Annotated in this window: 7 protein-coding genes; 2 read left to right on the forward strand and 5 right to left on the reverse strand. The window is 67.4% G+C overall.

The genetic code is table 11. The annotated features are described in order from the left end of the window. Positions 1–79: 79 nt before the first annotated feature. On the reverse strand, positions 80–2227 hold the full coding sequence (locus tag CD928_RS07775; protein ID WP_095386544.1) for a molybdopterin-dependent oxidoreductase: 2148 nt from the start codon (positions 2225–2227) through the stop codon (positions 80–82). A 174-nt stretch (positions 2228–2401) separates the two neighbouring features. Between CD928_RS07775 and CD928_RS07780 the strand changes: the two genes are divergently transcribed. Next, complete coding sequence (locus tag CD928_RS07780; protein WP_095387323.1) at positions 2402–3826, forward strand: aldehyde dehydrogenase family protein; 1425 nt, start codon at positions 2402–2404, stop codon at positions 3824–3826. Between the two features lie 31 nt (positions 3827–3857). Here CD928_RS07780 and CD928_RS07785 read toward each other — a convergent pair whose 3' ends face one another. The 4 genes from CD928_RS07785 to CD928_RS07800 all read right to left on the reverse strand — a co-directional run bounded on the left by CD928_RS07785 (position 3858) and on the right by CD928_RS07800 (position 9814). After that, on the reverse strand, positions 3858–4853 hold the full coding sequence (locus CD928_RS07785; RefSeq protein WP_176473509.1) for an acyl-CoA dehydrogenase family protein: 996 nt from the start codon (positions 4851–4853) through the stop codon (positions 3858–3860). Positions 4854–4882: 29 nt separating this feature from the next. Beyond that, entirely contained in the window at positions 4883–6073 is a 1191-nt protein-coding gene (locus CD928_RS07790) for an acyl-CoA dehydrogenase family protein (RefSeq protein ID WP_095386546.1), read from the reverse strand. Between the two features lie 35 nt (positions 6074–6108). Further along, positions 6109–8523: a TonB-dependent receptor gene (locus CD928_RS07795; protein ID WP_095386547.1), complete on the reverse strand. Its 2415-nt coding sequence runs from the start codon at positions 8521–8523 to the stop codon at positions 6109–6111. Positions 8524–8617: 94 nt separating this feature from the next. Then, on the reverse strand, positions 8618–9814 hold the full coding sequence (locus CD928_RS07800; protein WP_095386548.1) for a cytochrome P450: 1197 nt from the start codon (positions 9812–9814) through the stop codon (positions 8618–8620). A 233-nt stretch (positions 9815–10047) separates the two neighbouring features. Between CD928_RS07800 and CD928_RS07805 the strand changes: the two genes are divergently transcribed. Then, on the forward strand, positions 10048–12180 hold the full coding sequence (locus tag CD928_RS07805; RefSeq protein WP_095386549.1) for a molybdopterin-dependent oxidoreductase: 2133 nt from the start codon (positions 10048–10050) through the stop codon (positions 12178–12180). The last annotated feature ends 10 nt before the right edge of the window (positions 12181–12190 follow it).

Here is a 12190-nt window from a genome sequence, read left to right on the forward strand (position 1 = left end):
CTCCGACGGGGCGCAAAGCCCGCCTCCCCCTTGTCGTTAGCAAGGATGACGCCGGGGACAAGCCGCAAATTGTGCCGCGTCAGGCGGGCAGGGCGATCCGATCGGTGTCGGCCAGCCGTTCGATCGTGACCGCGAGACCGTCCATGACCGTGGTTCCCGAAACCCGTTCCACCGCGGTCTCGCCGACCGGGAGCAGCCAGTTGATGTTGCTGCCGCCCTGGGCGTTGGCGTGCTGCCATCCGCCATGATGGCCCCATCCGTGCGGATAGCTGACGGTGCCCGGGCGCATGTCGTCGGTCAGCGCGATGCGCACGGTGACCGAAGCGGCGGCGATCGAGAGCCGCACCGTCTCGCCATCGTCCAGTCCCAGCCGCGCGGCGTCGGCGGGGTTCATCAACAGGTCGGGATGCTGGCTGCGCACCAGCCGCGGGACATTGTGCAGCCAGCTGTTGAGCGAGCGGATGTCGCGGTGGGTGATCAGGCGCAGCGCGTCGCCGCCCTCGGGGATCAGGCGCGCGAACTCGTCGGCGATCGCCGGATGCCAGAGGCGCGCCTTGCCGTCGGGCCAGGCGATGCGCGGCCACGGGTCATAGGGGTCGGGCAGATCGACCATGACCCCGTGCGGATGCTCGCGCAGCCGGTCGAAGCTCCACCCCTCGCGCTCGCCCATCGCGTCGCCCGCGGGGCCGAGGCGAAAGGCCTTGTCGAGATCCTCCATCGGCCGGCCGTGGGTGGGCTTGCCGAGGCGCTCGAGCAGCGCGTTGAAAATCTCCCATTCGGCGCGCGCCTCGCCCACCGGCGCAACCACCGCGTCGGTGACCTGGACGAAGGGCCGGATCATCGAGCCGAGCCCCGCCATCGGATAATCGTCGCGCTCGAAAAAGGTCGGGACGGGCAGGATATAGTCGGCGTAGCGGTTGCTCTCGGTCTGATAGAGGTCGAGCGAGACGATGAGGTCGAGTCGCTGCAGCGCATCGACCAGCGCCGCGCCGCCCGGCGCCGACATGACCATGTTGCCGCCGGTCAGGATCATCGCGCGGACCTGCCCCTCGCCCGGCTCCATAATGTCCGCAGGCAGCATCGCCGACGCCATGAACTGCGCGACGCTGGGGAAATCGCCGATCCGGCTGCGCGTGTCGCCATAGCCGCCGGTCAGCACCTTCTGCGACCCGCCGAGGATCGGGCGGCTGAAGATCGCGCCGCCCTGCCGCCCCAGCTTGCCGCCGAGCAGGTTGAGCGCGACCAGCAGGAAATTCTCGAGCGTCGCGTGCGGTCCCCGGCAGACGCCCAGCCGCCCATAGGCGACCGCGCGCGGCGTCGCGGCGAAACTGCGCGCGAGGTCGGCGATAACGTCGGGCGCGACCCCGGCCCGCTCGGCGCACACTGCCGGATCGTGGCGGGCGATTTCGCGCGCGAGTTCGGCAAAGCCCGTCATGTGCGCCGCGACCGCCGCCTCGTCGAACAACCGCTCGTCGATCAGAGTGCGCAGCATGCCGAGCAAGAGCCAGACGTCGCCGTTGGCACGCGCCGCGACATGCTGATAGCGGCGCGCCGTCTCGGTGCGGCGCGGGTCGATGACGACGACGCGGCCGCGTTCGGCGATCGCGTCGAGATCGTGCCGGACGCGCGGCGACCAGACCATCGATCCGTTGGAAACCAGCGGATTCGCACCGAACATCACCAGCATGTCGCAATGCGGCAGGTCGGGAATGTCATAGGTCACCGCCGATCCGAAGGCGAAATAGCAGGCGGTCAGCCGGGCGTTGGTGTCCTGCGATCCGGCGCCATAATATTTGGTGACCCCCAGTTCCCTCAGAAACGCCTTGAGGCTGAACGAGACGTCGATGCCGAAGGCGATCGGATTGCCCTTGTAGGACGCGACGGCGTCGGGGCCGTGGGCGTCGAGCACCCGACCCAGCCGTGCCGCGATATCGTCGAGCGCCTCGTCCCAGCCGACGGGCGCGAATTCGCCGGGGCCGCCGACGCGCTTCATCGGCCGGGTGATCCGGTCGGGGTCGTAGGTGACGTTGTGGAAGGTGATGCCCTTCAGGCAGACATGCCCCTGCGAATGCGGATTGTCCTTGTCGGGCTGCACGTCGACGATGCGCCCCGCCTCGACGCGCGCCGCGAGGCCGCAATGCGCCTCGCAGAGCCGGCAGAATGTGTAATGGACGCCGTCCTCTCCGGGGGCGAGCCCTGCTGTCCAGTCCTGCGTCATGATCGTCATTCCATCCTCTCCGGCCGCAATGTCGCGCCGCGTTTCAATGAGCGGGACGGGTGGTTTCCGCCCGGGCCAGCCGATAAAATCGCCCCATTATCTTATATCATTTGATTATGATCCCGAATGATGCAAATCGACAGGAAATATATAGGATTTGTGCAGAATCAGGGTGAGGCGAACATGGACTTTGCGAACGAATATACGCTGACCATCGACGGGGCGGCGGTCGACACGGCGACGCGGATCGACGTGGTCAATCCGGCGACGGGCAAGGCCTTCGCGACCGCGCCCTGCGCGGGGCAGGCGGAGCTCGATCGCGCGGTCGACGCGGCGAAGCGCGCGCTGCCGGGCTGGAAGGCGCTGGGATGGGAAGGGCGCCGCGAGCTGCTGATCAAGGCCGCGAAGGCGATCGAGCCCCACCTCGACCAATTCACCGCGCTGTTCGTGGCCGAACAGGGCCGCCCCTCGGCGCTGGCGAAGGGCGAGGTCCAGATGGGCGCCTGGTGGCTGAAATCGGTGGCGCGGCAGGAGCTGCCCAACGAGATCGTCGAGGACAGCGAGACGCGCCAGGTCGTGATCAAGCACGAGCCGATCGGGGTCGTCGCGGCGATCGTGCCGTGGAATTTCCCTTTCCTGCTCGCGATGTGGAAGATCGCGCCGGCGCTGCTCGCCGGCAACACGATGGTGCTGAAACCCTCGCCCTACACGCCGCTCTGTTCGCTGAAGCTCGCCGAGCTGTGGCGCGATATCCTGCCGCCCGGGGTCTATAACGTGATTTCGGGCGACGACGCGCTCGGACCGCTGATGACCGCGCATCCGGGCTTTGCGAAGATCAGCTTCACCGGCTCGACCGCGACGGGCAAGCGCGTGATGGAGGTCGCGTCGCGCGACCTCAAGCGGATCACGCTCGAACTCGGCGGCAACGACGCGGCCATCGTCCTGCCCGACGTCGATGTGGCCGAGGTCGCGCCGAAGCTGTTCTTCGGCTCCTTCTACAACACCGCGCAGGTCTGCATCGCGACCAAGCGCATGTATATCCACGACGACATCTACGACGCGATGCGCGACGCCTTTCACCAGCTCGCGAGGGAGGCGGTCGTCGGCGACGGGTCGCAGCAGGGGGTGCAATATGGGCCGGTCCAGAACCGCGCCCAATATGACCGGGTGCGCGGGCTGATCGACGGCGCGCGCGAGGAGGGGCTGACCCTGCTCGAAGGCGCGGCGGTTCCCGAAGGCGACGGCTATTTCATCCCGATCACGCTCGTCGACAATCCGCCCGAGAATGCGGCGGTGGTGACCGAGGAAGCCTTTGGGCCGGTGCTGCCGCTGCTGCGCTTCTCGACCATCGACGAGGTGGTCGCGCGCGCGAACGACTGCGACTATGGCCTCGCCGGCGCGGTCTGGTCGAAGGACATCGACCAGGCGGTCGCGGTCGCCGACCGGATCGAGACCGGCACCGTCTGGATCAACGACAATTTCCAGAACGGCCCGCACATCCCCTTCGCGGGCGCGAAGCAATCGGGCTTCGGGGTCGAGAACGGGCTCGACGGCTTGCGCGAATTCACCTTTCCCAAGGTGATCTTCATTCCGAAGACGCCGGGCTGATCGAGGGGCGCGCCGGGCGGGCACGGCGCGCCTAGCCCGCGATCCGGGCCAGGTGCCAGTCGGCGTCGGCCCATTCGACCTCGATCGCCATCGCGCGCTTCACATAATGGCCGAGCGGCAGTTCGTCGGTCATGCCCATGCCGCCGTGGAGCTGGATCGCCTGCTGGCCGACGAAGCGGCAGCCGCGTGCGATGTTGACCATTGCGCTGGAGACCGCATGCGCGCGCGTCGCCGCATCCTCGTCGAGCGCCTCGACGGCGAGCCAGGCCGCGGAGCGCGCGAGTTCGCATTCGAGATACATGTCGACCATGCGGTGCTGGAGCGCCTGGAAATCGGCGAGCGGCCGGTCGAACTGGCGGCGCTGGCCGGTGTAGGCGATACATTGCGCAAGCAGGCTGTCGAGCAGGCCGACGGCTTCGGCCGCGAGCAGCGCGGTGGCGCGGTCGCGGGCTTCCTCGATCAGGTCGATCGCCTGGTCGGGCTTGCCGATCAAGGCGTCGGCGCCGAAGAACTGGTCCTCGAAAATCAGGTCGGCGGCGGGGCGGCCGTCGATGGTTCGATGGGCATGCGTGCGAAGATTCGGGGCCAAAGCCGGATCGAGAAGGAAGAGCGACAGCCCGCCCCGCTCGCCTACCGTCCCCGCGGTGCGCGCCGCGACGACGAGCCGGTCGCACGCGGGCGCCCAGCCGACCGCCGACTTGCTCCCGCCGAGTCGCCAGCCGTCGCCGTCGCGGCGCGCGGTCATCGCGATGTCCGCCATGTCGTAACGCATGCCGGGCTCGGCCCACGCCATCGTCAGGACCGCCGCTGCTTCGAACCCTGGCCCGCCGCAGCGTTCGAGCAGCCACTGCGTCACGGCCGTTTCCGCGAACGGCAGCGCCGCGCGGGCGCGTCCGATTTCCTCGGCCACGATCGCACCCTGGCGCGCATCGCGCAGCGCCTCGCCAAGCTCCAGGCGGTCGACCAGCGCCGCCCACGAACGGTCGCCGCGTGCCGCGAGGAAGGCGCGCACCGAATCGCGCAGCATCTCCTGCTCCTGCCCGGAAAGCCCGCCCGTCATCGCGCCATCGCCGCCAGCGCGCGCCAGATGATGGTCTTTTGAATCTCGGTCGAGCCGCCGTAGATCGTCTGCGCGCGCTCGAAGAGATAGGATTGGACGGCGAGCGGGCCGAAGCCGGGCACCGCCGGCGCCGCGGCCGTCCAGTCGGGCTCGTCGCGGCCAAGCATCGGCAGCCGCGCCCGGCCGGCGAGGTCGATCGCGAGTTCGCTGATCGCCTGCGCGCATTCGGTGCAGGCGATCTTGAGCGCGGCGGCGGTGGCCATCGATATCTCGGTTCGCAGCGAGCGCAGCACCGACGCCTCGATCGCCGCGAGCTTCGCCTCGACGCGCGCGGCGGCGAGCCGGAAGGCCGGGTCGCGGTCCATCGTGCCGCCGCCCGATGCCGGCATGTGCGCCGCCTCGGCCAGCAGCCGCGCGAGATCGCGCTTCTTCGCGCCGATATGCGCATAGGACAGGCGTTCGGTCTTCAGCAGCACATTGGCATAATGCCAGGCCTGCCCCTCTTCGCCGATGCGATTGGCGACGGGGACGCGGACATCGTCGAATTCGACGCGGTTGAGTTCGTACGATCCGTCGATCAGGCGGATCGGGTGGATGCGGATGCCCGGCAGGTCGAGCGGCGCGCAGATCAGCGAAATGCCCTGCTGCTTGCGTTCCTCGCGGCTCGTCCGCGCGAGGCAGAAGATCCAGTCGGCCCATTGCGCGCCCGACGTCCAGATCTTCGTGCCATTGAGGATATAGTCGTCGCCGTCGCGCACCGCCGAAAAGCGGAGCGAGGCGAGGTCGGACCCCGCCTCGGGCTCCGAATAGCCCTGCGCCCAGAAGGCGCGCGATTCGAGGATCGCGGGCAGCCATTCGGCCTTTTGCCGATCCGAGCCGAAGGCGGCGATGATCGGGCCGATGTAGATGACCGCCATCGGAATGATCGCGGCGGCGTTCGCGAGCTCGAGTTCCTGATCGAAGATATAGCGCTGCGCCGGCGTCCAGCCGGTGCCGCCATGGTCGCGGGGCCAGCCGACGCCCAGCCAGCCGCGCGCGTGGAGCGCGCGCTGGGCGTCGATGTGATCCTGCTTGTCGAGCTGCTGGCCGGCGGCGTTCTTGGCGATGACATGGGCAGGGTAATCCGCCGCGAAAAAGGCCCTGACCTCGTCGCGAAACGCCGCTTCCTCCGGCGTCAGCTTCAGCAAGGCGCTATCTCGCGGCGCATGACCCGAACCTCCCTTTACCGGCGTTCGGATCCGAATTTGAACCCGACGCTGACCCCACCCGAAATCCCGCGGGTCAGCGAGGTGTAATAGCCGAAGGAGGTGGTGAACAGGTTGCGGTACACATTATTCTGGTTGAGGATGTCCTTCGCCCAGAGCTGGACGTAGAATTTGTCGTCCGGCGGGGTGAAGGTGGCATAGAGGTTGACCGTGTTGATCGCCTTCTGGATCGGCGCGCGCCCGATCCCGGCGGGATAGGGAGTGCCCGTTTCGTCGACCCCCGCGGCATAGAAGCCATAGGGGGCATGGTCGAAGCGGCTGATGTGGCTGTAGAGTCCGCCAAGTTCGATCTTGGCGTCATTGGGCAGCGGGATGGTATAGCTGCCCGTCAGGCTGGCCATCACCTTGGGAGTGACGGGCAGGCGGGTCCCCGAACAGTCGGCGTCGGCGCCGGGAATCTGCGACAGCCCCGCGCCGTTGGGCCGATAGATCAGGCAGGCCGGAAACTCGTCATATTGCGCCTTGAAGAAGGTCGAGAAGCTGGCGTTGAGATTCAGCCGGTCGTTGGGGTGGAAGCCCGTTTCGATCTCGAGCCCCGAAATCGTCGCCTTCGCCGCGTTGATCGAAATCTGCGTGTTGAGGTCGGGGTCGACGATCGCGACCTGCAGATTCTTGTACTTGTAATAATAGGCCGCGGCGTTGAACGTCAGCTTGCGGTCGAAGGCGGTGACCTTCAGCCCGGCTTCGATGGCATCGATGATCTCGGGCTTGGTCGCCTCGACATTGGTGATCGTCGAGATGTTGTAGACCCCGCTCTTGAAGCCGCGGTTGTAGCTCAGATAGCCCATCACATCGTCGCTGAACTTCTGGTCGAGCACCGCGCGGTAGGTGACTTTCTGGAAGGGCGTCTTCAGCCCGGTGCACGTCGGCGTCGCCTCGCAAGTCGCGAGCGAGCTGCCGGGGATCGCGAGCAGCCCGCCGGCGCCGTCGGGCGTGTAGGTGATATTGCCGTTATCCTTGTCGAGCGTCGAGGTTTCGTCGGTGTAGCGCACGCCGACGGTCAGCTTGGTCGAATCGGTGAACTGGTAGGACGCCTCGCCGAAGATGCCGAGCGATTCGACGGTGACGAAGGCGCTCTGGTCGATGAAGACCTTGCCCCCCGGGGCCTCGCCCGCGGCCGCGGCATCGAGCAGCGACTGCGGAACCTGATGCGGCCGCAACGGATTCGGTACCGGCAGGCCGACCACCTGGTCCTGTTGCGAATAGCCGTCGCGATAATTGATGTAGAATCCGCCGACGATCCACTGGAACGGGCCGCTGCCGTTCGACGTCAGGTTGATCTCCTGCTGATAGGCGCGGCCGTTGAGGTCGGTGTCGAACCAGAAGACGGGGATCGGCGAGGCGTCGAGATCGAGCTGCACCCCCGAATTGTCGTGGTGATAGGCGGTGATCGACTTGAGGTCGAAGATGCCGAGATCTGCGTCGAGGGTCAGCGACGCGCCATAGCCTTCGTAGCGGACCTCGGGCGGGATCTCGCCATAATAGGCGCGGTCGGGACGGCTGATGTCGAGCCCGAGGATCGACTGGGCGAGCGCGCCGCCGAGCGTGGTCGGGCCGCCGCGGACGGGCTGGACCGCCATCGGCGCATTGTTGTGGCCCTTGGCCCAATAGCCGGCGAGCGAGGCCGAGAAATCGGACGAGGGTTCCCAGAGCAACGTGCCGCGCACACCATAGCCGAGATCGCCGCCGACGCGTTTGCCGGCGCCGTTCGAGGGGTTGAGATTCTTGATATAGTCGTACTGGTCGCGATAGAATCCGCTGGCGGCGAACGACAGCGTCGGCGCGATCGGGGCGGTCACGAACAGGCGCCCGCCCGCCTCGTCGGTCCCGAGCGTGCCCTCGGCGAAGGCGCCGAATTCCTGGCTCGGCTTCTTGGTGGTGACGAGGATCGCGCCCGAGGTCGCGTTGCGCCCGAACAGCGTGCCCTGCGGCCCGCGCAGCACCTGCACCGACTGGACGTCGGGAAAGCCCTGCAGCATCAGGCCGGTCTTGTCGGTCTGGTAGACGCCGTCGATATAGACCGCGGTCGTCGCCTCGTTGCCCGGCGTGATGTTGCGCCCGCCGACGCCGCGGATGAAGGGCTGGGCCTGGCTCGACCCTTCGGTGATCAGCAGCGACGGCGTCACCTTGGCGAGATCCATGATGCCCTGCACGCCCTGCTTGGCGAGCGTGTCGCCGGCAAAGGCGGAGATGGCGATCGGCACATCCTGCAGCGCTTCGCTGCGTTTCTGCGCCGTCACCACGATCTCGTTCCCGGTGCCGGTGTCGCTTGCCGACGTCTCCGCCGGAGCATCCTGGGCGCAGGCCGGCACGGCGGCGCCGGCGATCGCGCCGGCAGCGGCGCTGAGCAACCATTTCGAAGTCTTACGCATATCACCCTCCCATGCTCGGCGGCTCTGCGCCGCTCGCGTTTTCAAGCTATCGATGTGTCGCGCAGCTCCCGCGCCGGTCGTCGGGTCCGCGCCCTCAGGCGGGGCGGAACGAAACGGGCAATGTCTGCAGCACGCGCGATTCGCCCACCGCGAAAGCGGGGCGGAAATCGTCGCGGATGCGCAGATCGGGCAGGCGGTCGAAGACGGCGCGGATCAGCGTTTCCATCAGCGTCTTGGCGAAATGCTGGCCGATGCAGATGTGCGCGCCGCCGCCGAACCCCAGATGATCGTGCTCGTTGCCGATCGGCCGGTCGAATCGCACCTGGTCGGGTTCCGGAAACTTGCCCGGATCGTGATTGGCGGCGCCGTTCATCGCCATCACATAGTCGCCGGCCTTGAGCGGACAGCCTTCGAGCTCGGTGTCGCGGGTGACGGTGCGCCGCAGTCCCTGGATCGGCGAGGCGTAGCGCACGAACTCGTGGAGCGCCTTCGGGAAATCGACCTCGCCGTCGAGGAGGCGCGCGCGTTCGTCGGGATGCTCGATCAGATACCAGAGCGCCATGCCGACGACCGCGCTCGTCGTGTCGAGCCCGCCGAACAGCACGAGGGTCGCGATGCCGACGATCTCCTCGTCGGTCAGCGCCTCGCCGCCGATCCGCGCGTCGATCAATATCTGCATCAGATCGTCCTCGGGCGGCGTGCCGCGCCGCCGCGCCGCGAACTCGTAGAGATAATTGCTGAGTTCCTCGCCGTAACGCGCGCAGGTGTCGGGGTCTTCGACGCGCATGCGGGTCAGGAAATCGAGCTTGTGCGCGAGCATCGCCCAGTCGGCCTTGGGGACGCCCAGAAAGGGCATGATCACCGTGGCGAGCGTCGGGCGGACCAGCTCTTCCTGCAGCTCCGCCTCGCCCTTCGGGGCGATCTCGTCGAGCAGGTCGCCGATGATCGCGTCGAAGCGCGGGCGATATTTCAGGATCGCGTCGGGCAGGAAGATCGGGTTGAGCAGCTTGCGCATCCGCGTCTGCTGCGGCGGGTCGAGGTCGATCGGATAGAGCGGCAGCGGCTGTTTCGGCAGCGCGGTGCCGTCGGCCGAACTGAAGGTGCGGAAGTCGTCGTAGACCCGCCGCGCCGCGGCATAGTTGGTGGTGTACCAGAATCCGCCCAGCTTTTCCGACCGGGCGACGGGACAGCCCGACTCGCGCACGCGGTCGTAAAAATCATAGGGCCGCTGCATCAGCACGCGGTCGTGCTGGCTGAAATCCTGGGCCGAATATCCTTCGGGTTTCGCCACGTCTCCACTCTCCCGAAAAAGGGGCCGCTTGCGGGCCTTACATAGTCGCCGCAATGTCAATCAATCGAGAGCAGATGTCAACCAATCGATTAATTATTTTGCTCGAATAATGGGGCGTCAATCCGACGAGCCAGCGCCATCCTGTCGCGGAATCCAACTTTACAGGTCGAAGGAAATGGACAGGACGGCAAAAGCGTGAAACATTGCAATCAATCAATTAACTGGAGCGAATCATGCGACCAGCGACGGGCGAGGACGGGGATCATGTCACTTTCTGCCGCATCTGCACGGCGGTGTGCGGGCTGGTGGCCACAGTCGAAGACGGGAAGGTCGTGCGCGCGCGGCCCGACCCCGATAATCCCTCGTCGCAGGGCCACGCCTGTGTGAAGGGCATCTCCTACCACGCGGTCACCCACGATCCCGATCGCGTCACGCGCCCGATGAAGCGCGTCGCGCCAGGGCGGTTCGAGCCGGTCGGCTGGGACGAGGCGCTCAACGATATCGCGCGCCGGCTGTCGGCGATCATCGCCGAGCACGGCCCCGACGCCGTCGCGAGCTATCAGGGCAATCCACCCGCCTATGCGACCGACGGCATGACCGGCTTCCGCATGTTCCTGAAGGCACTCGGCACCACCAAAATCTACGGCGCGGGCTCGCAGGACACCAATGCGCGCTTCACCGCCAATTGGGTGCTCTACGGCAGCCCGCTGACGATCGACGTGCCCGACGTCAACAACGCCGATTTCATGATCATCTTCGGTGCCAACCCGCTCGTTTCCAACGGGTCGCTGATCTTCACGCCCCGGGTACGGCACCAGCTCGACGCCGTCGCGGCGCGCGGCGGCGTCGTGGTGGTCGACCCGCGGTGCAGCGAAACCGCGGCGCGCTACGAGCATGTCGCGATCGAGCCCAATTCGGACTGCTGGCTGATGCTCGCGATGCTGCGGACGCTCGCGGAGGAGGGGCTGGCGGACGAGGCGTTTCTCGCCGCGCGCTGCGCCGGCTGGCCCGAACTGCGCGCGGCGCTGACCGGGATCGAGTTCGCCGAGGCGGCGCGGCGCACCGGGATCGGAGTCGATGCGATCAAGGCGCTGGCGCGGCGCCTCGTCGCCAGCCCGCGGTCGGTCTGCTACGGCCGAGTCGGCATCTGTCGCGGCCCCTATGCGACACTGGCGAATTTCCTGCTGTCGGCGCTGAACATGGTCGGCGGGACGTTCGGGCACGAGGGCGGCAGCACCTTCGCCACTCCCGTCCTTGCCGGGAGCGACCGGGCGACCACCGGCGGCTATGACGAGGTCCGCAGCCGGATCGGCAATTTCCCGAGCGTGACGCAGTTCCTGCCTTCGGCGGTGATGCCCGACGACATTCTGGAACCCGGTCCCGGGCAGGTGCGGGCGCTGCTTTCGCTCGGCGGCAATGTGCTGCTCGCCGCGCCGGGGGGCGAGCGGTTGCGGCGCGGTCTCGAACAGCTCGAGCTGTCGGTATCCTTCGACCTCTATATCAACGAGGCGGGGTCCTATGCCGACTATGTGCTTCCGGGGCTGACCTTCTACGAGCGCGCCGACCTGCCGATGGTCCCGTTCATGAGCATGGTGCAGCCTTTCCTCCAATATACCGAGCCGGTGATCGCGCCGGTGGGCGAGGCGCGCAGCGAGTTCGACACCTTCTGCGCTATTCTGGGCCGGATGGGGCTGCGCATGCCGGCGGCGTCGCCCGAAGAGGCGGCGGCGCAGGCGGCGGGCGGGCAGATGCGGCCGCTCGAAGTGCTCGACGGGGCGATCCGGCAGGGGCCGGCGGGGGCGGCCGGCTGGTCGATCGATCGGCTGCGCGACCATCCGCACGGGGCGATGCTCGACATTCCGATCCCCTGGGGCAATCCCGACAAGATCGCGCACGCCGACGGGCGGATCCACCTGTGGGACGATCTGATCGCGGGCGAGCTCGACCGTCTGCTCGCGACGCCGCCGGCCAAAGGGCTGAAGCTGCTGTCGCGCCGCGACATCCGCTCGCACAACGGCTGGCTACACAATGTCGACCGGCTCGTCCGCTCGCAAAAGCCGACGCTGCACATCCATCCCGACGATGCCGCCGCCCACGACCTGGCCGATGGCGACCGCGCGATCCTGTCGAACCGCTTCGGCGAAATCGAGGTGGAGGTCGAGGTCAACGCCGACCATCTGCGCGGCACGGTTTCCTACCCGCATTGTTTCGGGCATGGCAGCGGCGGGTGGCAGCGTGCCAACCGCGCGGGCGGCGCCAACATCAACATCCTGCTCGGCCACGGACCCGATGTCGTCGAGGCGGTTTCGGGGACGACGCTGATGGACGGAATTTCGGTGGAACTGCGGGCGGCTCAACCCGCCTGAGCCGCGCCGT

It is taken from the genome of Sphingopyxis sp. GW247-27LB (genome assembly GCF_002277025.1).
Taxonomy (GTDB): domain Bacteria; phylum Pseudomonadota; class Alphaproteobacteria; order Sphingomonadales; family Sphingomonadaceae; genus Sphingopyxis.

Coding starts and splice junctions, on each gene's coding strand:
- CD928_RS07785 (WP_176473509.1), bottom strand. CDS start 4,853: ATGCTGCGCGATTCGGTGCGCGCCTTCCTCGCGGCACGCGGCGACCGT.
- CD928_RS07795 (WP_095386547.1), bottom strand. CDS start 8,523: ATGCGTAAGACTTCGAAATGGTTGCTCAGCGCCGCTGCCGGCGCGATC.
- CD928_RS07805 (WP_095386549.1), top strand. CDS start 10,048: ATGCGACCAGCGACGGGCGAGGACGGGGATCATGTCACTTTCTGCCGC.
- CD928_RS07775 (WP_095386544.1), bottom strand. CDS start 2,227: ATGACGATCATGACGCAGGACTGGACAGCAGGGCTCGCCCCCGGAGAG.
- CD928_RS07780 (WP_095387323.1), top strand. CDS start 2,402: ATGGACTTTGCGAACGAATATACGCTGACCATCGACGGGGCGGCGGTC.